This is a genomic window from Leptolyngbya sp. GGD (assembly GCF_026735145.1).
In the GTDB taxonomy this organism is placed as follows: domain Bacteria; phylum Cyanobacteriota; class Cyanobacteriia; order Leptolyngbyales; family Leptolyngbyaceae; genus Leptolyngbya; species Leptolyngbya boryana.
The window spans coordinates 1,017,910-1,041,732 of sequence record NZ_JAPQKE010000002.1 but is presented as its reverse complement, the minus strand read 5'-3'; the positions used below and the strand labels follow the sequence as shown (position 1 = coordinate 1,041,732).

The following is a 23,823-nucleotide window of genomic DNA, read 5'->3' as shown; positions in this document are numbered from 1 at the left end:
AAGATTGATGTGATGCTCTGTATTAATGACTCAATTTGACCCGACGCAGCAGCATCGCATTGATCGAGACAATCACAGTCGAAATGCTCATAAATAAGGCTCCAACAGCTGGAGAAAGCAAAATTCCAAATGGATAAGCAATTCCAGCCGCTAAGGGAATGCCAATCACGTTGTATCCCGTTGCCCAGAATAGATTCTGAATCATTTTGTTGTAGGTGGCTTTGGCAAGCTGAAGGGCATAGGTGGCATCGAGTGGATCATTTTTCACTAACACCAAGTCAGCCGACTCGATCGCGACATTGGTACCAGCCCCGATCGCGATTCCCAAATCCGCTTCAAACAATGCAGGTGCATCATTGATACCATCTCCGACAAAAGCAGTGGGTTTCTCTGCTTTTAATCGTCGCACTAGGGTTGCCTTATCTTGCGGTAGCACTCGCGCATAGTAGCGATCGATGCCCAATTCTGCTGCAACGGTTTTCGCCACCGCTTCTGCATCACCCGTAATCATCACGGTTTCAATGTTCATTTCATGCAATCGCTGAATGGCTTCTCGTGCCCGTTCTCGAATCTGGTCAGCTAATCCAATCACAGCTAGAACTTGTTGATCGTTGAGAAGCACGATCGCGCTTTCTCCTCGCGATTCAATTTCTTGCAATCCTTTTCGTAGCGCTGACGGAAACTTTAAATTCAACTCTTCTGCCCATTCGGGTCGTCCGACTCGATAGCGTTGAGCGTTGACGGTTCCTTCCACACCTCGACCAGGAATCGCTTTGAACTCGCTCGCTTGAACCAGATGAATCTGGCGATGCTCGGCTTCTCCCACAATTGCCTGTCCTAGCGGGTGTTCTGACAACGACTCCAGCGAAGCGGAAATGGTTAACGCGTCTACTTCATCAATGCCATCTGTATCAATGTGCTGCACCCCGAATCGTCCTTCGGTCAGGGTTCCGGTTTTATCAAATGCGATCGCTTTAATATCTCTCGCTCGTTCAAACGCTTCCCGGCTACGAACTAAAATACCGTTCTTCGCAGACATCGCTGTTGCATTTACGATCACCAAAGGAATGGCTAAACCCAACGCATGAGGACAGGTAATGACTAACACTGTAACGGCACGATTGATGGCAAAGGTTAAGCCTGAGTTTGCTGCTAGCCAGACCACAAACGTTAAGGTGCTAACGCCGATCGCAATTAAGGTTAACCAATAGGCAAGCTGATCTGCTAAGGCTTGATATCGACTTCTAGAACTTTGCGCCTCTTCGACCAGGCGCATAATTTGGCTTAATGTCGTTTTGTCTCCAGTGCGAGTCACTTGAACAGTTAAAGCTCCCTCACCGTTAACGGCTCCCCCAACCACTTCATCACCCATCTGTTTCGTCACTGGGCGAGATTCTCCAGTCAGAAAGGCTTCATTCACACTCGAAGCACCTTCAGTGATTTCGCCATCAATCGGAATTTGTTCTCCCGGACGAATGAGAATACGATCGTGCTCGGTTAAGGTACTCACCGAGACATCCTCAATGCGCCCGTTGGTCAATCGATGTGCGATCGCAGGCACTAAATCTGCTAAATGTTCTAAAGCACGACTGGCTCCTTGCACTGAAGCCATTTCAATCCAATGTCCGAGCAACATCACATCGACCAGTGTTGCTAACTCCCAGTAGAACGGATCACCTGGCAAACCAAACGTCACTGCCAAGCTGTAGACAAACGCAACTGTGATCGCCAGCGCAATCAGCGTCATCATGCCAATCTTGCCTCGTAGTTCGTACCAAGCACCTTTCAGGAATGCCCAGCCGCCATAGAAGTAAATGACAGTTGCCAAGATTGGTGTGATCCAATTGCTTCCTTGTAGATCAATCGCCTGATAGCGAAACCATTCTTGAAACAGTGGCGAAAAATAGAGAATCGGCAAAGTCAGCACCAAGCAGATGAAAAACCGCCGCTTGAACATCTCTGGGCTATGCCCTGCGTGTCGGTCATGACCTTTGTGCTGATGATGACCTGCGTGTTGGTGCGGGGCAGGATTAGGCAGATTTGATTCGAGTTGTTGTTCATGATCGTCGTGCCCAACATATCCCGGATCAGAATGATGTGGATGATTCGAGTGGTCGTGGTGCATGATGGATCGCTCCTCGATCGTGGATCGTTTGCCTTATATTCATATTGGCGAAGAATTCTCAAATTGCTATGAAAGATTGGGTGCGTTTAGGCAAGATCAACCTTGAGATAGAGCAATGTTCGTGTGAACAATAATGTTGAGCCGCAAATATTTCATAGCAATTTTATGATGTTGTGCAAGCTTGAGAAGAGAACTGCTATGGATACTCACTTAGGCGTTACTCATGTTTCTAATCTGAGTATGAATGTACGTCAGACTAGCACATCAGGAAGCACGTGAAGCCCTAGCAGAATTTGGAAAGGAGGATTCACACAATACTGTTTTGTTGATTTAAACTCCGTTGGCGATCGCTCACAACTTCCTCATAATTTAGACCTAGCTTAGAAAAGAAGAGTCTAATATTTCTAGACTTTTACAAGGAGGGAACATCATCATGAGAAAAATATTGCTTTACAGTTTTGCAGGGCTATTAACTAGTAGCACAGTTATAGGACTACTCAATATCAGTCGTATCGAAAGTCTCAGTGCCGCACCTACTTCTCAAACTCCTGCTAACAGATCACATTCTCCTCAACAACCCATCATGGGACAAGTTGATCGTCACTTCATTGAAAGGATGATTCCACACCACGAGGAAGCCGTAGAGATGGCTCAATTAGCTTCCAGTCGGGCTAAACATTCTGAAATTAAGAGGTTAGCTGCATCTATTATTCAAGACCAAACCCGCGAAATTAACCAGATGCGAACCTGGTACAAGGCTTGGTACGGGACAAACGTTCCAGCAGTGTCGTCTGGAATGGGCAGGATGGGGAACCGCTCAGGAATGATGGGGAACCACTCAGACAGGATGGGAATGCACCAAAGCGGAATGAGCATGGAGATGGATTTGCAGGCATTAAAAAATGCGCCCGACTTCGATCGAGAATTTATCCGCCAAATGGTTCCCCACCATCAAATGGCAGTCCACATGGCTCAGATGCTACTGAATCGGACTAATCGTCCCGACATGCGGAATCTTGCTCAATCAATGATCAAATCTCAGACGGCTGAAATTACTCAAATGCAGCAGTGGAACCAAGCCTGGCATCGGTAAATTTTCCCCTATTCCAGAAGGAGCCTAAGCCTTAAGTTGATTGAAAAAATTTCTATGCGAATACTACTAGTTGAGGATGAACCAGATTTAGGGGCGGCAATTCAGCACGCCCTCAGTCGGGATAAGTATGTTGTGGATTGGGTTCAAGATGGCACAGAAGCGTGGAACTGTCTTGATAATTCCCAAGTTCATTACACCTTAGCGATCTTCGACTGGTTACTACCAGGACTATCTGGGATTGAGCTTTGTCGGCGGCTACGATCGCAGTACAATCCCCTCCCGATTCTAATCTTGACAGCAAAAGACCGTATGGAAGATAAAGTCATGGGACTCGATGCCGGAGCCGATGATTACCTCGTCAAACCGTTCGGCATGGCAGAACTGCGGGCACGACTGCGAGCCTTACAGCGTCGATCGCCTCAATTCCAGCCACCCCAGCTTCAAGTTGGTTATCTCCTTTTGGATTACAGCACGGCTACAGTTCAGACGACTCAGCCTCAACGACAAATGATTCCTCTGACAGCTAAAGAATTTCAGCTTTTGGAGTATTTTATGCAGCATCCTAATCAGATTCTCACTCGCGACCAATTAATGAATCAAGTTTGGGATTTACAAGCTGATCCCATCAGCAATGTGGTTCCTGCCCAAATTCGTCTTCTGCGGCGTAAGTTAGCGGACTATGGCTGTGAAGGGCTGCTAGAGACTGTCTACGGGCTAGGCTATCGCCTGAATGCCAAAGGATAGCGATGCAACAGAACCAACTCTTCAACCGAACACGCTGGCGATTAGCAAGCTGGTATACCGGAGTCATGAGCTTGATTCTAGTCATGTCTGGAGGTGTGGCTTATCAGTTGCTCACTGAGGCGCACTGGCACGCTCTACATCAAGAACTAGAATCTGTTTCAGGCACCCTACACGACGGGCTAGAACCGATCTTGGAGCAGCCTGGACAGATCAACGATCGTGTTTTTCAACTCCTGCCAGGGCTGTGCCTCACTTCAACGCTTTGTGCTGAACCGACAGAAGAACGTCATGTTTTAGGAGCCGTACAGCAAGAAGGATATTACATGCGGTTTCTCGATCAATCTGGACAACTGATCGCGACAAATGGACATCCTCCGAAAGCAATTTCAGATCAGCTACAACAATCTCTCTGGCAAACGCTGGAAACGCCTGATGGAAAACGCTATCACCAAATCTCTATTCTTCTCAAGAATAATCAACATGCTCCTTGGGGCTACTTACAGGTAGGTCGATCGCTGCAAGAATTCGACCACTATTTGGCGACCTTGCGGCTTACTTTTCTGCTAGGACTGCCGATCACTATTCTTTTTGTGATTGCTGCAAGTTGGTGGTTAGCTGGATTAGCAATGCGACCCGTGTATCGCTCGTATCAACAAGTGCAGCAATTTACAGCAGATGTTGCTCACGAATTGCGAACGCCTTTGGCTGCGACGAAAGCCACGATTGAATCTGTTCTAGAACTCGAAACATTACCAGAACCAGAAGCTCGAAATACGCTATACACGATCGAGCGCCAGAACAATCGCCTCGCTCAACTGGTTCAAGATTTGCTGCTCTTGTCTCGCATGGATCTGCAAGTCTTGCCTGTGAAACATCAACCGTGTTGCCTGAATTCTTTGCTGACAGATGTGTTAGATGAATTTAGTGCAATGGCGATCGCGGCTGATATTGATCTCAGACTGGATATTCGAGTACCTTATCCTGTTTATGTCCTAGGTAACGAGGAACAGCTTTTTCAGTTAATCGCTAACTTAGTCACAAATGCCATTCAATACACACCCGCGGGTGGCAACATTACAGTTTCGCTGGGCTGTGACTCGAACCATGCAGTGATTCAAGTTCGAGATACAGGAATTGGGATTGCTTCTGAAGACCAGCCGCGAATTTTTGATCGATTTTATCGAGTTAGCCGCGATCGCTCTCGCCAGACTGGTGGAGCCGGATTAGGACTCGCGATCGCACTTGCAATCGCGAAGCAACACAATGGCAACATTCTAGTTCAGAGTGCGATTGGTCAGGGAAGTGAATTGATCGTTCGCTTACCACTCAAATGAACGCACTACCTTCTACAGAGGTGATGAGCGCGAGGAGCTTATCTGCTGATCACCGAAACACTAGCCATGTGCCCAAAAGCTTTCATGAAACACCACAATTCCTTGGGGAACCTTCTTGGTAAACGGCAAGACTAGGAAAAACTCTGGTGGAACCCCTTCATAAATCAGTTCTGGAACGTTCCGGAAACCAAAGCGCTGATAGTAGTTCGGATCACCCACAAGAGCACAACCCTGTCCGCCCATCTCTTTTAGCAAAGACAACCCCTCATTGATGAGCGATGTTCCAATCCCTTGTTTTTGATGGCTAGGTACTACTGACACAGGACCGAGACCATACCATCCCTCTGAACCGTCAGAAAGGGTGACAGGAGAAAAAGCGACATGCCCAACAACCTGGTCGTCCTGCTCTGCTACAAGCGACAAAGTTAGTGCGCCTGAGTTGCGTAACGCCTGGATGATAAATTGCTCGGTGTGATTGCTGATTGGAAGGGTATTGAAGGCAGATATTGTGACTTGGGTGATTGCTTCAATATCGGATGGAGTCTCTTTTCTGACAATCATTTGAATCCCTCGTTTATTGTTGCATTGCTGTTACGACTCGTATGACGACCAACCCCGCTGGAACAAGACGAGCAAGGTTGGACTATTGCAAAGCTGACGGGCAGCTTCACGATCGAACCGTTCGATCGCGACTGCCTCAAATTTGATTCTCTCACTGAGCGAGTCCGCAATTCTCGAACTGAAGATTTCATTTCAGAACGTTACGATCGCGGTTCAAAGCTTGGTTTCGCCACTACTGCAATTCCCAGTACGCGAATTTGATGTCGATGTAAAACTTGTATTGCAGCTCTCGCTGTTGCTCCAGTGGTGTAAATATCATCAATCAATAAAACGGGGCGGTTTTGTGTTGCCCCTTTGCAGATCGCAAATGCTTGGGTCAACGTTTGCTCTCGACCCTGAGGCGACAATCCAAACAAAGCCTCAGTTGCCCGAATTCGCTGCAATCCCTTGGGCTGATGAGCATTCCCGGTGATCTGACAAAATGCCCGTGAAATTAGCTCTGCCTGGTTATAACCGCGTTGCTGTTGTTTCTCAAAATGCATCGGAATCGGAATCACCGTCAGCTTTCCTGGATGCAATCTTGCTTTGAGCCACGATCGTCCTAATTCCTCGCCGAGTAACATACCTAACTCAGGATGACGCTCATATTTCAATGCCGCGATCGTACGCTTGAGCGTATCGGTATAGTTTCCCCAAGCAAAAATTCGCTGCTTCCAGAACTGTGTGGGGTCTGAAAATTGATCTCGGTCTAATCTTTTCCGACAGCTTGCACAAAGATAGGTTGAGGTAGAACGATCGCACAACGGGCAAGACTTCTGCAAAATCAGACTTAAAACCCCGTCTAACATCACGCTTCACCAGAAAACCGATCTCAACGTTCCCAAACATTCATTTATTCTGATCAATTCCAGATTGCTCGATCGAGTCTCGTACAATCGAAAATTATCTTGATAGTTTTAGGCTGTGGATACTCTGTTCTCAATCCATCAAATTGAAGCTCAACCCTTGGGTATGGTTGGAGAACAAGCATACCATCTCAGTCTGATGGCTCAAAAAGGCTATCCAGTCATCCCAACGGTTGTGATAATTGCAACTCGGTTTCGTAACTTTCTCGAAACCATTCACTGGCTGCAACCGCTCTTTGCCGATTTGCCTTCTTCCTCGCTCCGTCTCAATCTGAAAGACTCTCAGCAACTGCAATCGATCGCTCGTCAAATCCGTCAAACGATTCAACATGCTGAACTGCCGGAGGCTTGGCTCACCGAGCTTCAAAGCGCGATCGCTCAATTTCCAGTGCTCAGCAATCCCCCGGCTGTGATTCTGCGCCCCTCGATTTTTATTCAAGATTTTGAGGCGACAACTGATGAACTATCCCGCCTACTGGAACCCCAAATCTGCTGGACAGATCAACAGAGCTTAGGTGCTGGCTTAAAAGCGCTCTGGGCAGAACTGTTTCGGGCGCGAAACTTAGTCTACTGGCAAAGCGCCAAACTTGAACTGCACCAGATTCAGTTTGCGGTCATGATGCAGCCAATCGGAGACGCGATCGCGTCTGGATCATTGCAGCCGCATTCGATGAATTGGGAACTCACCGCAACTCGCGGGTTAGAAACTGCGATCGCACGAGGCGAAGCATCACCAGAAATCTATCAGATTCAGGGCGATCAAATGCGGCTGCAACAGGCAGGACGGCAAACGGTTTCCTATCAGATTCAAGCGGGCAAAGAAGAACCGTTGGCTCGACTCACCATTCACGAGGCGGCTTCAATCTTACAGCCGCCTCAGCAATTCGCTTTGCTTTCATTAGCTCAAACCTTGCATACTCCTGCTGTTCTGGAGTGGCAATTCTATCCATCACAGCTTTACATCACCCAAGTGCATGACCGTGACCCCATCGTGAATCAACTGCCTTCCCCACAACCTGCTGAAAATACTCTCTCATCTGGGCTTGCTGCCGCTCCTGGAGTCGCGATCGCGCCTGCTTATGTCCTCACCGATCTCCAACTTCCCGAATTTTCGCTGCCTGAGGGATCGATTTTAGTCACTCCTATGATTTTGCCAAGTTGGGTTCCCTGCCTCAAATCTGCGGCGGCTATCGTCTCTGAGCAAGGCGGAATGACCAGTCACGGAGCGATTTTGGCACGCGAATTGGGGATTCCCGCAGTTGTAGGCGCAACTGATGCGACGCAGCGCATTCACACGGGAGACCTAATTTTAGTCAATGGTGATACAGGGGGCGTTGAGCGGGCGACTCAGCCACAAGCAGTAATCAAGCCGATTTCATCGAGGTCACGATGGAATCTCAATGCGACTTCATTAATGTTGAATCTCAGCCAAACGGATTCTATTGAGCGAGCGATCGACCTTGAAATTGACGGGGTAGGACTGTTGCGATCGGAATTGCTGCTCGGCGGAAAGTTGGACGCTCAACTGTCGGATCAGATCCAGCACTTTGCTCGATCGTTTGCGCCACGTCCCGTTTTCTATCGCAGTTTAGATCTGCGATCGCATGAATTTCAGTCTGCGGCTGAAGTCAATCCGATGCTAGGGATGCACGGCACACTCAGCTATCTTCAAAATTCAGAATCATTTGATTTTGAACTCGCTGCGTTAAAACAAGCGGTTGATGCAGGATGTTCTAATTTGCGGTTAATTTTGCCGTTTGTGCGAACCGTGGAAGAATTTATCTTTTGCCGCCGTCGAATTGAGCAAGCGGGTTTGTTTGATCTGCCGACGTGGATTATGGCAGAAGTTCCTTCGGTTCTCTTTTTGCTGCCGGATTATGTCCGAGCAGGGGTGCAGGGAATTTGTATTGGAACGAGCGATCTGACGCAGTTAATGTTGGCAGTCGATCGCGATCACAGTGCAATGGCAAAGAGTTTCGATGAGTCTCATCCTGCTGTGCTGGCTGCGATCGCTCAATTAATCCAAACGGCGCATCAGCTCAACATTCCTTGTACGATTTCAACACAAGCAGCGCTCACGCCTCAATTCGTCGATTGCCTGATCGAGTCGGGAATAGATGCGATTTCGGTCAATCTTTCTGCGGTTGAAACCGCTAATCGTGAGATCGCACGGGCTGAACAGCGATTGATGTTACGAAAAATTCGCGATCGCAAATCAATCTAAGCGCGAGCCGCTCGATTTCATCAACTATTCAACCGAGCAGGTATGATCAGCGAATCAATTTATCGATCGTGTTGCTCATGACTTCGATTCGCCTGCCCCGGTTTCTCAATGCAACAGAACGCCCGTCCCTCTCTCGCCAAATGATGCGAATTGGGGCTGCAATTGTTCTGGTCTTTGTCGCGATCGCGCTGCTTGCACCGATACTACAAGCGATCGGACTGCTGCAAAGCCCAACCGAATTTTTGGATAATCCTCCCCATGCGGCTCCGAGTTCTGCGCATTGGTTTGGAACCTCAAACCTCGGCTATGACGTGTTTTCACGAACGTTATTTGGCACTCAAGCCGCGATTCAAGTCGTGATTTTAGCAACGGCGTTGAGCTTAATTATCGGTGTGCCGTTGGGCATGGTGAGCGGATATCGAGGGGGATGGCTCGATCGCGCTTTATTATTTCTCATGGATACCATCTACACCTTGCCTGGATTGCTCTTATCGGTCACGCTGGCATTTGTAGTTGGGCGAGGCGTATTCAACGCAGCGATCGCGTTAAGTATTGCCTATGTTCCTCAGTATTATCGAGTCGTTCGCAACCAGACGGTCAGCGTCAAGACTGAACTCTTCATCGAAGCAGCACAAGCGATGGGCGCTTCAACCTGGCGTGTGCTCTCTAAATATCTATTTGCCAACGTGATTCAGAGCGTTCCCGTCTTATTTACTTTGAATGCGGCAGATGCGATTCTCACTCTCGGTGGCTTAGGATTTCTGGGATTAGGCTTGCCCGCCGAAGTGCCAGAATGGGGGCATGATTTAAGAGAATCGTTAGATGCTTTAGCCACCGGAGGAATTTGGTGGACTGCCCTATTTCCTGGACTCGCGATGACGATCATGGTCGTGGGACTTTCACTCTTTGGCGAAGGGTTGAATGAATTTGTCGATCGTAAAACGCGCTAAACTCAAAATCCCCCAACTCCTCAGAGCTAGGGGATTTTATGGATGAATCATAAAAATTCAATCGATCTTAAACGTCCGCTGCCCCTTCAGACACGCGGGTATCGCCTTCAGCATTACCATCACTCTCATCGCGGTTTCCATCCCGTCTGCCCCGATTCCCGAAGCGACCTGTATTCGTGCGCTTACGGAACTTCCGCGCGTAAGCTTGGTTACGCAGAGCTTTTTCTTTCTTTTGGTTACGGCGCTTAGCCATTGTTTACCCCTTAACTTGACACGTTCTTAGCTGTAAATTAGACGCAGTTGACGATTATATTGCATTAGGTGAGGCTTTTTCTAGTCCCCTTAACGTTTTCCTAAATCGAAAACGTAATCCAGATTACAGCTTAGCTCGAATCTCGCGATCGCGAAGATGAAAAATTTATAGCAATGTCTGCGCAAAAGCTAATGCTTCTTCACGGTTCGTGATTTTGCCCTCTGCCCGCGCTAACTGCAATGCCGCCAATAATCGACCAATCTGAGGACTCGGCGGAATGCGTAGTCCGGTCATCAAATCTTGACCTGTCAAAATAGGATGCGGATGTGCAACCGGATCAGTCGGATCTAAAAAGCGATCGACCAATCGTCGCACTGTCTCGACCGGAATTCGCATCGCGAGACCGAGCAGTGCGATCGCTGGAAAAACCGCGCCAATCGACTGAAAGAATTGATACTGTTCGGCTCGTGACCAATTGGAAATCTCCGGCGATCGCAAGTGCGGCAACGCCTTCACAACAGTACTGACCGCTTGAATTTCAGCCCGACTGTACTTGAGTCGCCACAACTGCGCTTCGGCGAGCGCGGGATCTTCAGGCAGGAGGCTCGCAAGTTTCGCGATCGTCACCCACGTCCGAACAGAGCCTTTCGCCTCAGAAGCCTGCGGCGTTCCGCGCACGGTTCGGCTCAATTCTGACCAGAATTCTGTCCAATTTTCCTGAATATGAACTGTGACATCATCGATCGCCCCCACCTGCGTTAAATGCTCGATCGTGGCACTCGGCAACCAATCTTGCAGCAATCCATCCTCGCACGCAGTTTTAATCCAGCCCGTTCCCCGCGCTGATCCCAGAAGATAATTAAGCTCAGACTGCACCCGTTCTGCCGCAATTTTGCTCAAATTTGGAGCCAGTTGACGAATTGCCTGTTGCGTCTCCGGTTCCAGTGAAAATCCAAGCTGCGCTGCCTGACGATAAGCTCGCAACAACCGCAGCGGGTCTTCTGCTAAATTCTCGATCGACACCATTCTCAACCGCTTGCGCTGCAAATCCTCATAACCATGCAGCGGATCGAGCAAATCTTTCGTATGCGGGTTATAAGCGATCGCATTCACTGTAAAATCGCGCCGTCGCAAATCATCCTCAAGCGTCGCTCCCACCTGCTGAGCAAAATCAGCTGTGCCTTGTTCAAACACTACTCGGGCGATCTGTCGTTCCGCATCCAGCACCACAAACCCCGCCCGATAATGTCGCGCGATCGCCTGCGCCGTCTCGACCGCACCACTCGGAAGCACAAAATCCAAATCGAGATACTCAGAATGCCGATCCAGCAGCGCATCGCGTACCGTTCCGCCAACCAAACAGGCAGAATCGGGTAGCCACTTGAGACTGAAAGGCCACGTCTCCGGAGAGAGTGCCGAGGAAACCAATGCCACGTTGCGATAATGTTCTAACTGCAAATTCACTGCGTTCAGCCAACCCTAGATCGAAGTCGTAATTTAACAAAAAACCAGTCAGAGAAAACTTTTCAGCTTCCGATGCGCAACATAACTCAACCTAAAATGAGATGAAGAATTGAATGCGCCTGAGTTAGAGTAACAGAAAATCCTGCTCGAAATGCCGTCCACTCTATCCTGAAGCAGAGTTATGTGTATTTGCGTCAATTGCCATTACGTCGATCGCTGCACAACCTACAATGCAGTCGAAACTCAACACGAACAGCCTCATTTAACCGAAACGCCTGATTTTGAAGCAACCGAACCCACGATTAACGTCAATATTCGCGATCGTGGCGATCACATTGAGATGGAATGGGATGTTGTCGGATGTCTCAGTTTCAAAGAAGAAACAGGCAAATGGGCAAAACTTCGACCCGGAGAGTTAATCCCAACTTAATCAAAAGTTCCGTAAATTCCGAATTGCACTGGCAATTTGAATGTAATTTGAACCCTGGTTCGAGGGAATCATAAGTCTAAAGACCTTACTCCGCGAGAACCAGGGTTCAAGCTTATGCGTTTCATTCGTCGTCCTTCATTTCATGTGACTGCTGCAATTGCCGCATTCGGGTTAGTGGCTTGTCCGGCTTTTGCGCAGGACACAAAGCCCGATGTGCCGAAGCCCTCCCCTGAAGTGGCAAAACAGCTTCAGGACGCGCAAAATTTCTTTAGCCAAGGGGAAGGTCGTGCCCGCGATGCCAAATACCGCGAGGCATTGGAGTCATTCAATCAAGCGATTCAAATGAATCCGACTTGGGGCAGTCCCTATGTCAGTCGGGGGGCTGTGAGATCGAAGCTAGGGGATCATCTTGGGGCGTTGCAAGACTTCGATCAAGCTGCCACGCTCAATCCCACGGATGCGATGATTTATGCGCATCGTGGCAGTGCTCGATTTAGCCTCGGAGATACCGCAGCCGCTTTGAATGATTTGGATCAGGCGATTACGTTGAACCCAAATCTAGCTGCTGCTTATGTGAATCGCGGTTATATCCGGACTCAAACTCAAAACTGGGATTCGGCGATCGCAGATTTCGATCAGGCGTTACGGTCTGAACCCAAATTTGTTCCGGCGCTCGTGAACCGTGGTTTTGCAAAATTGCAGAAAGGCGATCGTCAATCCGCCTTGAATGATCTAAATGAAGCGATTAAAATTCAGCCTAATTCAGCAGAAGCATTGATTGCACGCGGCGCGATCAACTACGAAATTGGTGAATCAGAGGCTGCGATCGCCGATTTCTCCCAAGCGATTCGGATTAAACCGACTGCGGCAGAAGCGTTTTATAATCGCGCGCAAGTCAATGCAAAACTAGGCTATCTCGAAGCCGCAGAAGCCGACCTGACGCAAATGGCAAAGCTGACTCCCGATCGCGCAAGTGTATTTCATCAACGGGGTAAAATCCGCGCTGCTTTAGAGAATATTGAAGGAGCGGCGGCTGATTATAATCAAGCCCTCAAACTCGATCCAAACTTTGCAGAAGCCATCAAGAGCCGAGGCGATCTCCGGGCAACGGCGGGTGATAAACAAGGCGCGATCGCCGATTATTCTCAAGCCGTGCAAATGCAGCCAAGCTTTGCAGGTGCATTATCTCAAAGAGCAGTCGTGCGATCGCAACTTGGCGATCGTGCTGGCGCAACTCAAGATCTCACAGCAGCCATTAGCGCTGATAGCAATAATCCTGCTCTTTACGAAGAACGGGGCATGGCACGTATAGAATCGGGCGATTTACAAGGCGCGATCGATGATTTTACCCAAGCGATTCGGCTTGATTCGAGCCGAGCTAATGCGTTTTACCAACGTGCGATTTTAATTGGTGGGCTAGGCGATTTGCAGAGTGCAATCGCTGATTTACAACGTGCATCTGATTTATATCTTCAGAAAGGGGATGCAGAAGGTTATCGCAACACCTTAAGCGAATTAAATCAACTGTAAGGTGCCGTTTTATCGCATTTTCCCAAATCGGGTTTTGGCTTTGCTCAACTTGTACATAGAGACTGTTATCCAATGGGCACGATCGCTAAATTCAATTTAGCGATCGTATTTTTTTACCAATCGACTTGCTTGCGTTCATGTAAAACTCGACCAAACACAGCCTCAGTCTGTTGCGCGAGCTTCGCCCAATCAAATCGCCGCGCTAAATCCTCATACGCATTATTCACCAGCGATCTCGCAAACTCTGGTCGTCTCAATATTTCCAAAATCCCCCACGCGATCGATTCGGGATTATTCACCCAAGTCACAATTCCCGTCCGCCCATGTCGAACCACTTCGGGAAATCCACCCGCATCCGAGACTACAACCGGAACCCGTGCGGCAAAACTCTCTAACGCCACAATTCCAAATGGTTCATACAAACTAGGAAACACCGCGCAATCTGCGATCGTCTGAAATCGATCCAAATCCTGATCGGGCATAAATCCCGCAAAATAACAGCGATCCCAAATGCCGAGCGCTTTTGCCTGCTGCTTCAAATGCTCTGTATGTCCGCCCCCGATAAAAATCAACTTCACCCGCTGATTCATCTCATGCAAAATTTTGGGAGCCGCAGCAATTAAACCTGCAACTCCCTTCTCATGCGTCATCCTGCCTACGTAATAGACAATCTTTTCGTCATCTAAGGCAAATCGCCGCCGAAACTGCCAATAATCAAACTCCGGATCAAGCTTCTTCTTTTCGCGCCGAATGCCGTTATAAACCACATCAATCTTGTCCCATGGCGTATTCAGGGTTTGTTCAACCTCTCGCCGCATAAAATTTGTACAGACAATGACTCGCCAAGCTTCATGAGTCAATACTTTCTCTTTGTCGTGCACATGCTGCTGAACCGCATTAAAAATTCCGCTATGCCGTCCATGTTCCGTCGCATGAATCGTGGCAACCATCGGGGTCTTGAAATGATGTTTCAGCGCGATCGCGGCATCGCTAACGAGCCAATCATGCGCATGAATTACATCAAATCCCCCTTCCTCTAGCATCAACTTACCCCCATGCTGACCCATGCTTTCATTCATCGCCCCGACCCACTGAAAGAAGTCATCATGTTTCGCAACGGCAACCCGATGAACCTGCACCCCATCGACGACTTCAAAATGCGGAGCCTGCCCAAACTCAACCGTAATCAGATGAATCTCATGCCCCAAATTCACCAACTCCGGGTAAAGTTCTGCAACATGGCGAGCGATCCCGCCCACAAGACGCGGTGGAAATTCCCAAGTCAGCACCAAAATCTTCATCTCTCAACGCCCTTTACCGCGTGGTATGTTCCAATTTACTAGCTTTGAGTACCTACGTTCACCCTTGCCGTCAACTCGAAAAATCTTGTATTTTCACGGATAACTTCCTGGATTTCCTCTAGTTAAATGCCATAAAACAGACTCCGTGTGTTACAACATTGACGCGGTTAGTGCTCAAGCAAAGCGTGCTGTCCTATTAATGTACAAAGCATACCGTCTGAAAAACCCAACTTCAGCATTCCCTTGATGAAGGTTTAATCAAAGTGTTCTTCGACACCGAAACTAGGGCAAAATGAGTGCGGGGTTATCTATAAACAATCTGCTGCGATGGAGTTGAAAGAGGCGATATGAGCATTGAAAAGATCGTTGATCAAGCCCTTCAAGATGGCTATTTAACACCGGCAATGGAAGCTGAAGTCGGGCGCATCTGCGATACTGCCTCAGAATTGTCGATCGAAGAATACATGGCACTTGATCGCTTGATGGGCGCATTGCTAACCGGGGAAGTCGTTGCCGTTCCTCGCAAGCAATTCATCAACGTGATGGAAGAACTGGTTTTGACTGAGGCAATTGCGCGGGTAGCAGAAATCGAAGCAACCAGCGATCGCACCTTAGATTTGGGCGATATCGCAGCATATGCGTTGAACCGACTTCCCCCGCTTTACGCTACAACCGAAGAAGGGGCAAATTATCAACGACAGCATGCGAAAGAAGGATTACAAGGCGTAATTTCTCAGCGAGTAGGAGAAGCGATAGCGAAAAACCTTGACAAGCCAGACTTCTTCCCAGAACGGCAAGTGATTGGTAAGAGTTCTAAAGATGAAATTCTGAACCAAGTCAGTACGTTATTACAAGCCTATGCACCGAGCTTTGAGCCAGAAATGCATCACTAAATTACTGAATAGTTACGTTACTTAGTGGAAAGAGGGGCAATTGCCCCTCTTTTTTTATCGTTCTTCCACCCACTCGGGAGTTTGAGAACTTTGAGAAGTCGCAGCCTGGGGGACATAGAAACTTGCAATCAAGGCAATACTCATCCACCACAGGACGCTGACTTCGGGGCGATACAAAACGGTATCGACCGAGCCATGAACGAACATCCCGACCACGGTGGCGATCGCGCCCATCAGCCAAAATCCTTCACGATCTCCCAAATCCCGCACCCGACGCAGTTGGTAATAGCCTTGCGAGAAAATCGTGGTCAACAGCCACAGAAATGCCGTCAATCCGATCAAGCCAGATTCAACCGTAATCTCCAGCAATACAGAATAAGCGCTCAATCCGCTAAATCGCGCCTGCGAATAAAGTGGATAGATTTGCTTAAAGACTAAATCTCCTGGACCAAATCCTAAAATCGGGCGATCGCGAATCATCATGATCACCGCTCTCCAGACATTGAGCCGAAACGCATTACTGCTATCTCTGCTTCCGACAAACATACTCGCGATCCGATAACGGAACGGTGTGACAAACAGATACCCGAGCACTAAAGCACCTGCTAGCCCCCCAAACGCCAGAATTAAGCCCCACTTTCGCCAGAAGTGCGGCAGGATTGGACTCCACCAATACCGGAGCAAGACCAGCATGACCAAAGCCGACACCATCAACCCAACCCACGAGCCTCGGCTCTGCGTCAGGAGCAGACAAGCGGTGTTGATTCCGAACATGACGATCGCTAAAATTTTCGGGACTCGATGCTTCCACATAAAAATGGCGCTAAACGAGAGCCAAATTGCAGGCATCAAATAGCCCGCCAGTAAATTTGGATTGCCGAGGAAGCTATAGACCCGAGTAGATTGTGCCAGAGGAGATTCGGGATCAACCCAGGTCGCCAGAGAATCTGCCCCATAAATTGCCTGATGAATGCCGTAACCACTGACCACGAGAGCAACATGCAGAAAAATCGTGATGCAGAACGATCGCAATTTGGGCGATCGAAACACTCGCGCTGCCAAGATAAAGAACATCAAATACAGCGACAATTTTCCAAATCCTGTGAATGCAGCTCGCTTCAGTGGAGAAAGCGCGGCTGCAGTGGCTGAAATGCTCCAAAATAGCATCACCAGCAAGTGAATCGGAGTCAGCCCTGCCCGTTTATCCGTATCTGAAACCGTGAGCAGAATCCAAAACAAAATACAAGCGCTCAGCAATACCCCGATTAAATTCGTGGCAACGAAGGGTGAGAGCGCAAACACAAGGCTGATCAAAAGAGCAGCGATCGCATCGCCATGCTGCATCAGCCAAGACCCGTTGCGCCAATTTTGCAACGATCCCACAATGCGATAGACGTAACTGACCTGCCGCCACTGCTGAAGCGGGAGTGTCGCCAAGGTTACTTGTTGCCAAACCGAATTCATAAGCGGATTTTCCATGCTTTCAAGCAAAATAGCCCTAGCAAATTTAGGCTAGGGCTATTATCCGCGATATTGGCACTTTGGCAAGACTACTGGGTGAGCCGAGGTAAGGTAATCACATAGCGATATCCAGGCTCAGCAACGCCTTGAATTAAGATCTGTCCACCGTGCATTTCAGCCAGTTGGCGACTGAGCAGCAAGCCGAGATTCTTGCGAACTGCATCAGCATCAGGAATCTCTGCGACTTCGTCGAGGTCAGCAAGTCTGACACTACTCATCGGCATTGCCACAGGGATGAGTCCGGTGCGATTTCCATTCGTGGAATGCTCGTACTCGAACGTTGAGATCGGACTCGTCTGCGGAGTCAACATTTCGTTGTATCCAATCCCATCTCCTAAGCAAGGATGAGATGCCCACACGCTGAGCCTTAATCCACTGCTCTTGTGAGACACATGGAGCCGGACAATACTGCCTGCGTTCGAGGCTTGAATAACGCTAAACATGAGGTGATAAAGCATCTGGCGGATCTTCTCTTTGTCGAGAAGCCAGATGCGATTGCCTGGTTCAACGGAGAGACGAATTTGCTGTTCTCGACGGCTGGCAGCTTGCTCTAATGTGCTAATCGCCTGCTGGCAGAGCATCTCAATATCAATTGAAGCCAGGTTTAGCGCTCGGCTGCTGTCATCAAGCTGTGAAAGCTCTAAAATCTCTTTCACCAGCGACAGCAAATACTGTCCACTGTGATGAATGATGTCGAGATATTCTTTCTGTTTGCTTGTGAGTGGGCCATAAATCTCACGATTTAACACACTTGCCATTCCCATCACAGACGTTAAAGGTGTCCGGAGTTCTTGGGTAAGTTGCGCCAGGAGTTCAAATTTGACCGGATTCGCAGATACCGGTTGGGAGTGAACGACTGGCATCGGTGTGCCGATCGCTTGCGATTTGATCAAATGTAAGCGCTCATACTCGCTCATGCTTAGGCGGGCAGCTAGCATCAAAAATTCTGCATCTCTCTCCGTGAAATTACGGGGTCGAGAATCCATGATGCACAGGGTGCCAATACAGTCACCGCTCACTGTGATTAAAGGCGCACCGAGATACGCACGGATACCGTACTGTTGACACAGTAAGGAATTTGCGAATACAGGATGCTCTAAGGTGTCGTCGATCGCAAGCACTTGCTGACTGTCAACGACATGGACGCAAAAAGCTTCTTCGCGAGGCAATTGGCGCGTCATCGCGAGATCATTCATCAAACCTAAGCGTGACAAACCCTGAGCAGATTTGAACCACTGGCGTGACTGATCCATTAACCCGATTAGGCAGATCGGCGCATCTAGAGAGTGAGCAGCCGTTTGGGTCGTTTCTTCAAAGATCGGTACACTTTCGGAGTCGAGTAAGCCGAGTTCCGTGAGTACCAACATTCGCTGCTGCTCACGGGCAGCAGTCGTTAACCCATCTAATCGACAAAAGAGCCTGTTGTCGGGGATTCCCATTCCAACCCCTATCCTCGATTTAAAGAACTTTTCAGACTGATCCAGCGGTAAAGCCGGCAAGCAGTCTGCAACTATACCAAGATTGCCCTGAGTTGCGATCGGATCAACGTTCTCTCCAACGCGAGATCACGGAAGTTTAAGCGTTCTGTACCGATGGAACCTGGAATATTACGGATAGGAAAGATGTGAGAAATTACAGAATTACTTTGTCCAAGCAGGATGGGCAAATAAAGCGGCGATGACTCTCACACCCCGGAGTTGATTCGAGAGCGGTAGATGACCCTTAGGAGCAGCTAAACTCCATGTAAATCCGTCTGGATAGCGAGTCCAGTTATACCCGGATTTCCAACCAATCTTATCCCAAAGCTTGTCCCATTTTTTCCCAACGCTGAGCCAAATTTGTCGCTGAACTGAAAAACCGTACTGATAATCGGAATGGGCAAGCCAGAGCGCATCAATCGTTTGCAAATCGGAAATCGGAAAATTCTCGACTTCAGTAAAGTAGAGCCATTTGCGGAGAACGGCAGATTCTCCAGCAAGTTCACAGAGTTTTTCGATCGTCAGTTTGTCGGCGGCTTGGAATTTTTGCTCGACCAGCAGCTTTTGGAGTTCGGTGTAGTCGATGTTGCGCTCGGATTTGAGCGGTACGATTCCTGTGGGAAAGTGTTGCTGAAGAAAGTCTAGGACTTTGGTTGCTTGGGTGTTAAAAAGGGTCTGGTAAACTTTAGCTTCGGTTCTGCCGGGCGTGTCGCGACGTTCGAGTAGAAATTCCATCAGTACGGGCAATCCATCTTCGCCAAGCGCGTTGAGGGCATCGATCGCGTTCAACTGATTTTTTTCAGAGTCGGATCGCAGCTTTAACTGGAGCGCCGCGAGGCTATTGGGAAGATCGAGAGCTGAAGAAGTTTCTAAATTAGTCATGTAAACGGGTGGAGATTAGGGAGATTAGGGAGTGTCCCCTTATCTAGAATAAGTCCCAGGGTGTAGTGCTTCAACCCGTTGATCAGCAGTTTTTTGAGAAAAATTACGCACTCTCGTCGGGTAGAACCGTTTCAGGAGTGGGCGGACGATAGCCTTTCTCAAAGGCATAACGAACGAGCTGCGATCGATTTTCGAGGTGCAATTTGCTCAAAATATTGCTGAGATGGGTTTGCACCGTCCGGGGACTGACGAAAAGATGGTCGCCAATTTGCTTGTTGGTATGTCCTTGGATCACTTCCCAAAACACTTTTTCTTCGGCAGGGGTCAGGGGAAGCGGAGTCAGTGCAGGTGCAGCAGGCTCGACGACGGCTCCAGATTGCTGCATTAAGCGCACTATCTCAGAATGCATCCGGCGCGATCGCTCTAATTGGGCTTCGATTTTGGCGAGCAGTTCTCGTGGCTCGAACGGCTTAATCAAATAATCGTCTGCCCCGATTAAGTGTCCTTGGACGCGATCTTCGACTTCGCTCCGACTCGATAGAAAAATAAAGGGGACTAATTGACCCGTTCTCAGCGATCGTAATCGACGGCAAAATTCCAGACCATCCATTTCTGGCATGATCACATCGGAAACGACTAAATCGGGTTGGTCTTCTTCAAATTGAGCCAAGCCTTCTAAACCGGATGCTGCCTGCCGAACCGAATAGCTACGTTTTTCGAGATATCGAATCAGAGCCGTTCTCAGTGCCGTATCATCATCCACAATCAAAATCTTCTTCATACCTGCGTCTCCAGCACCTCAAGACGGTAGATTGCAATCTGGGGGTTCAATATTCTCACATGTAGACTTGCGAACTTGACTAACTGGAAGGCTCACTTCAATAAGGTCAACTTTTTAACCAAAAATTTCCCCTTAACATGGTATCCCAGTGATCGAGAGTTCTGGAGTTTCAGAATTATCTTTATGTCCTAATTTCCTCTGTTTATCTTCTGTTCATGTTGAGTCGCCAAATTTGCAAAGAAATTTGGTAGCCTACTAGCCGTTGCCCAACTTATCCTAACTTGAGAATTGCGGGATCATATGTACGAAAAAATTACCCCTCCGACGACTGGCTCAAAGATCACATTTGCCAATGGAGAACCGATCGTTCCTGATAATCCAATTATTCCGTTTATTCGAGGAGATGGGACGGGAATTGACTTGTGGCCTGCTTCTCAGAAGGTTTTTGATGCCGCAGTTCAAGCTGCGTATGGTGGAAAACGCAAGATCACTTGGTTCAAAATCTATGTCGGTGATGAAGCGTGTGAACAGTACGGAACCTATCAATATTTACCAGAAGATTCACTCGAAGCCATTCGCGAATTTGGGGTAGCAATTAAGGGCCCGTTAACGACCCCGATCGGCGGCGGTATTCGATCGCTGAACGTTGCGCTGCGTCAGATTTTCGATCTCTATGCTTGTGTTCGCCCTTGCAAATACTATACGGGTACGCCTTCACCCCATCGTTATCCCGAAAAGCTGGACGTGATTATCTATCGGGAGAACACCGAGGATATTTATTTGGGAATTGAATGGAAACAAGGCAGTGAAATTGCCGATCGTTTAATCAAATATCTCAATGAAGATCTGATTCCGAGTACGCCTGAGCATGGGAAAAAGCAGTTGCCCCTCGATTCTGGAATTGGTATCAAACCTATTAGCAAAAAAGGATCGCAGCGTCTCGTTCGTCGTGCGATTCAACATGCGTTACGGTTGCCTAAAAACAAGCAAACGGTGACTTTAGTTCATAAGGGCAACATTATGAAATACACCGAAGGCGCGTTTCGAGATTGGGGCTATGAGTTAGCGACGACAGAATTCCGATCCGACTGTGTGACCGAGCGAGAGTCTTGGATTCTCAGTAATAAAGAGAAGAATCCTGATATCTCGATCGAAGAAAACGCCCGTCAGATTGATCCAGGCTATGACTCAATGCCACCGGATAAGCAGGAAAAGATCTGTGCTGAAGTGAAATCTGTACTCGATGCGATTTGGGAAACGCATGGCAATGGCAAGTGGAAAGAGAAAGTCATGGTCAACGATCGCATCGCCGATAGTATTTTCCAGCAAATTCAAACTCGCCCCGATGAGTATTCGATTTTGGCGACGATGAATTTGAACGGCGACTATATTTCCGATGCGGCAGCGGCGATCGCGGGTGGCTTAGGCATGGCTCCGGGTGCCAATATTGGGGATTCGGCGGCAATTTTTGAGGCAACGCATGGCACGGCTCCGAAACATGCAGGACTCGATCGCGTTAATCCCGGATCGGTGATTTTATCCGGGGTGATGATGTTGGAGTATATGGGCTGGCAAGAGGCGGCTGATCTGATTAAAAATGGATTGGCAAAAGCGATCGCGCAACGTGAAGTGACCTACGATTTGGCACGGTTGATGGAACCTCCAGTGGATCCGCCTTTGAAATGTTCTGAATTTGCGGATGCAATTATTCGGAATTTTTAGATTGATGGGGAGATAGGGGATAGGGAGAAGATGAACAATTACTTTCTTGCTCCCTATCTCCCCACTTCTTCCTCAGGGATTTGAAAATGTATTGATATTGCCACCTCCCAAAACACGTCCAGGAATCGATCGGGGTGCTGTGAAGGGTTGTTGATTCAGTTCTGGATTGGATGGAACAGTTCCCAAGTCTGGAGTAGGTTGCTGAGGGAGCGGGGCTGCCGTCACGGTGGGAATCGGTGCATAGGTGGGAGCAGCGGGCGGAGCGATCACTAGAGGAGCCGTCACGACAGGTGGGACTCCAGCTGGAATCGGTTGAGATCCTTCGACTAGGGCTGAGAAAGAATTTGTTGTCGATCGGGGAGCCGCATTAATCGGGGTATCTAGACGTGCTGTTCCTTCAATCAGAGTTTGTGCAACCTGGGGCGATGTCGTTGTAGCTAATTTGGAGATTGCAGCTTGTAACTGATTTGGCGGTAAAGGTGCAGGAGTCGTCGGATCAACGGCTGCGATCGCAGAATTCACACCGAGTTGAGTGGAGAGCGCGCTTCTGAACACACCAAATACGCCTTGGCGATTGAGGGATTCTGCGGGTGCTGGTTGAGAACTTTCTGGAGTCGCAGAGGGGGGAGCAGCAAAAAGGCGATTGGTTGTGGCTTGGGTCGGTGTGGGCTGTTGCGGGGTTGCCTGAATCGAGGTTTGAACCAATTCTGTTTTTGGCAACGCTCTAATGTCACTCATCAACAGGGAGAGAGAATCAATATCGGCTCCAATCGCTTGATCTTCAGCAGAAAGCTCTCCATCTGAAGAAGCAGACCCAAAAGAACTGATGAATTCTTGGCGACTGAAGAACTCCCAGGCAAATAAACCGAGGAGCATCAGCGCGATCGACGGTGCCCAAAAAACAGGACGCGCCAAAGGGCGCAATCGGGCAAGCCAATATCGAGAAGACGATCCGCGCATAATTTTCATTCAGAAACGCCGCTACTATTGTATTCGATCGCACTTTAGAGACTGGAAATCTCTAGAATTCTCGCAGGAAAATACGGAGAGTTCTTAGGGCGGAGAGATGTTGAGACGAGGTTTGTAGTCCCAGTTTAGAAGCGTTGCGATTTGTGGAACAAGCTGCAACGGCTCGAACGGTTTCGCTAAAATACCTGCCACTTGCAATTGCTCAGAGTCACTTTTTACAACAGGATTTGATGTTACGGTCAGCAAGATTACAGGGATTTTCTCAGTCTTTGGATTAGCTCTCAGATGCTCTAGAACTTTCCATCCATCGAGGTCAGCCATCATGATGTCGAGCAAAATTGCATCGGGTAATTCAGTTTCAGCTTTGAGTAAACCGTCTTGTCTAGACTCTGCGATCGAAACACTCCATCCCCCTAATTTTACTAAACAAGTTTGAATGACCAAACTCAGGTATTTTTCATCGTCAATTAACAAAATATGTTTAGAACTCATAACAGTGGACTTGCTACATTGGCAACGGAAAATGTGGAGGAGCTTTCCAGCACCGTAAACAATAAAAGTGTGAAAACAGTGAGTGATTGAAAAAAATTAAGTTTACTCACAGAAATTGGATAAACTGAGATCAATTCTTTAGCCTCAGTGGAAAGTACGATACGATTAGGT

General features: G+C 48.4%; 21 protein-coding genes. 9 read left to right on the top strand and 12 right to left on the bottom strand.

The annotated features are described in order from the left end of the window. Positions 1-22 precede the first annotated feature (22 nt). Positions 23-2,125, bottom strand: a complete 2,103-nt coding sequence (locus tag OU814_RS13700) for a heavy metal translocating P-type ATPase (protein WP_268183573.1) — start codon at positions 2,123-2,125, stop codon at positions 23-25. A 433-nt stretch (positions 2,126-2,558) separates the two neighbouring features. On the opposite strand from OU814_RS13700, the gene OU814_RS13695 reads away from it, so the two are divergent. Genes OU814_RS13695 through rppB form a run of 3 tightly spaced genes read left to right on the top strand, consistent with a single transcriptional unit; the run spans position 2,559 to position 5,296 of the window. After that, positions 2,559-3,218 (top strand): DUF305 domain-containing protein, encoded by a 660-nt coding sequence (locus tag OU814_RS13695; RefSeq protein ID WP_268183571.1) that lies wholly within the window; start codon positions 2,559-2,561, stop codon positions 3,216-3,218. Between the two features lie 54 nt (positions 3,219-3,272). Continuing rightward, positions 3,273-3,962, top strand: coding sequence for a two-component system response regulator RppA (gene rppA, locus OU814_RS13690; protein WP_017286521.1), 690 nt, complete (start codon positions 3,273-3,275; stop codon positions 3,960-3,962). Between the two features lie 2 nt (positions 3,963-3,964). After that, positions 3,965-5,296: a two-component system sensor histidine kinase RppB gene (rppB, locus tag OU814_RS13685; protein ID WP_268183567.1), complete on the top strand. Its 1,332-nt coding sequence runs from the start codon at positions 3,965-3,967 to the stop codon at positions 5,294-5,296. Between the two features lie 60 nt (positions 5,297-5,356). Here the strand turns inward: rppB and OU814_RS13680 are convergent, their stop codons facing one another. Both OU814_RS13680 and OU814_RS13675 read right to left on the bottom strand, forming a co-directional pair. Continuing rightward, positions 5,357-5,857: a GNAT family N-acetyltransferase gene (locus OU814_RS13680; RefSeq protein ID WP_268183565.1), complete on the bottom strand. Its 501-nt coding sequence runs from the start codon at positions 5,855-5,857 to the stop codon at positions 5,357-5,359. A gap of 200 nt (positions 5,858-6,057) precedes the next feature. After that, positions 6,058-6,705 (bottom strand): ComF family protein, encoded by a 648-nt coding sequence (locus OU814_RS13675; protein WP_268183563.1) that lies wholly within the window; start codon positions 6,703-6,705, stop codon positions 6,058-6,060. A 115-nt stretch (positions 6,706-6,820) separates the two neighbouring features. On the opposite strand from OU814_RS13675, the gene OU814_RS13670 reads away from it, so the two are divergent. Further along, positions 6,821-8,986 (top strand): putative PEP-binding protein, encoded by a 2,166-nt coding sequence (locus OU814_RS13670; protein ID WP_268183560.1) that lies wholly within the window; start codon positions 6,821-6,823, stop codon positions 8,984-8,986. A 77-nt stretch (positions 8,987-9,063) separates the two neighbouring features. Beyond that, the gene (locus OU814_RS13665) at positions 9,064-9,936 is read left to right on the top strand and encodes an ABC transporter permease (RefSeq protein ID WP_017286515.1); all 873 of its coding nucleotides are present in this window, start codon (positions 9,064-9,066) and stop codon (positions 9,934-9,936) included. A 67-nt stretch (positions 9,937-10,003) separates the two neighbouring features. On the opposite strand, the gene OU814_RS13660 is transcribed toward OU814_RS13665, so the two are convergent. After that, positions 10,004-10,189, bottom strand: a complete 186-nt coding sequence (locus OU814_RS13660) for a hypothetical protein (RefSeq protein ID WP_017286514.1) — start codon at positions 10,187-10,189, stop codon at positions 10,004-10,006. A 165-nt stretch (positions 10,190-10,354) separates the two neighbouring features. Beyond that, positions 10,355-11,653 carry a CCA tRNA nucleotidyltransferase gene (locus OU814_RS13655; protein ID WP_268183556.1) on the bottom strand — a complete coding sequence of 433 codons (1,299 nt, stop codon included), beginning with the start codon at positions 11,651-11,653 and terminating at the stop codon, positions 10,355-10,357. A gap of 181 nt (positions 11,654-11,834) precedes the next feature. On the opposite strand from OU814_RS13655, the gene OU814_RS13650 reads away from it, so the two are divergent. Both OU814_RS13650 and OU814_RS13645 read left to right on the top strand, forming a co-directional pair. Further along, positions 11,835-12,083 carry a Ycf34 family protein gene (locus OU814_RS13650; protein WP_017286512.1) on the top strand — a complete coding sequence of 83 codons (249 nt, stop codon included), beginning with the start codon at positions 11,835-11,837 and terminating at the stop codon, positions 12,081-12,083. Between the two features lie 114 nt (positions 12,084-12,197). Beyond that, entirely contained in the window at positions 12,198-13,613 is a 1,416-nt protein-coding gene (locus tag OU814_RS13645; protein ID WP_268183552.1) for a tetratricopeptide repeat protein, read from the top strand. Positions 13,614-13,726: 113 nt separating this feature from the next. Here OU814_RS13645 and OU814_RS13640 read toward each other — a convergent pair whose 3' ends face one another. Next, a complete protein-coding gene (locus OU814_RS13640; RefSeq protein WP_017286510.1) occupies positions 13,727-14,914 on the bottom strand; it encodes a glycosyltransferase family 4 protein in 1,188 nt (395 codons plus the stop codon). Between the two features lie 347 nt (positions 14,915-15,261). Here OU814_RS13640 and OU814_RS13635 point away from each other — a divergent pair, with 347 nt between their 5' ends. Continuing rightward, on the top strand, positions 15,262-15,807 hold the full coding sequence (locus tag OU814_RS13635; RefSeq protein ID WP_017286509.1) for a late competence development ComFB family protein: 546 nt from the start codon (positions 15,262-15,264) through the stop codon (positions 15,805-15,807). Positions 15,808-15,861: 54 nt separating this feature from the next. Here OU814_RS13635 and OU814_RS13630 read toward each other — a convergent pair whose 3' ends face one another. From OU814_RS13630 to OU814_RS13615, 4 genes are all read right to left on the bottom strand, one after another. Further along, positions 15,862-17,271: an IctB family putative bicarbonate transporter gene (locus OU814_RS13630; protein WP_268183548.1), complete on the bottom strand. Its 1,410-nt coding sequence runs from the start codon at positions 17,269-17,271 to the stop codon at positions 15,862-15,864. A gap of 86 nt (positions 17,272-17,357) precedes the next feature. Further along, positions 17,358-18,767, bottom strand: coding sequence for a GAF domain-containing sensor histidine kinase (locus OU814_RS13625; RefSeq protein WP_017286507.1), 1,410 nt, complete (start codon positions 18,765-18,767; stop codon positions 17,358-17,360). A 201-nt stretch (positions 18,768-18,968) separates the two neighbouring features. After that, complete coding sequence (locus OU814_RS13620; protein ID WP_017286506.1) at positions 18,969-19,688, bottom strand: GUN4 domain-containing protein; 720 nt, start codon at positions 19,686-19,688, stop codon at positions 18,969-18,971. 103 nt (positions 19,689-19,791) lie between these two features. Further along, the gene (locus OU814_RS13615) at positions 19,792-20,469 is read right to left on the bottom strand and encodes a response regulator transcription factor (protein WP_017286505.1); all 678 of its coding nucleotides are present in this window, start codon (positions 20,467-20,469) and stop codon (positions 19,792-19,794) included. A 300-nt stretch (positions 20,470-20,769) separates the two neighbouring features. Here OU814_RS13615 and OU814_RS13610 point away from each other — a divergent pair, with 300 nt between their 5' ends. After that, positions 20,770-22,191 (top strand): NADP-dependent isocitrate dehydrogenase, encoded by a 1,422-nt coding sequence (locus OU814_RS13610; protein ID WP_268183545.1) that lies wholly within the window; start codon positions 20,770-20,772, stop codon positions 22,189-22,191. 72 nt (positions 22,192-22,263) lie between these two features. Here OU814_RS13610 and OU814_RS13605 read toward each other — a convergent pair whose 3' ends face one another. After that, the gene (locus OU814_RS13605) at positions 22,264-23,160 is read right to left on the bottom strand and encodes a hypothetical protein (RefSeq protein ID WP_017286503.1); all 897 of its coding nucleotides are present in this window, start codon (positions 23,158-23,160) and stop codon (positions 22,264-22,266) included. 84 nt (positions 23,161-23,244) lie between these two features. After that, the gene (locus tag OU814_RS13600) at positions 23,245-23,652 is read right to left on the bottom strand and encodes a response regulator (RefSeq protein ID WP_268183541.1); all 408 of its coding nucleotides are present in this window, start codon (positions 23,650-23,652) and stop codon (positions 23,245-23,247) included. Positions 23,653-23,823: the final 171 nt, after the last annotated feature.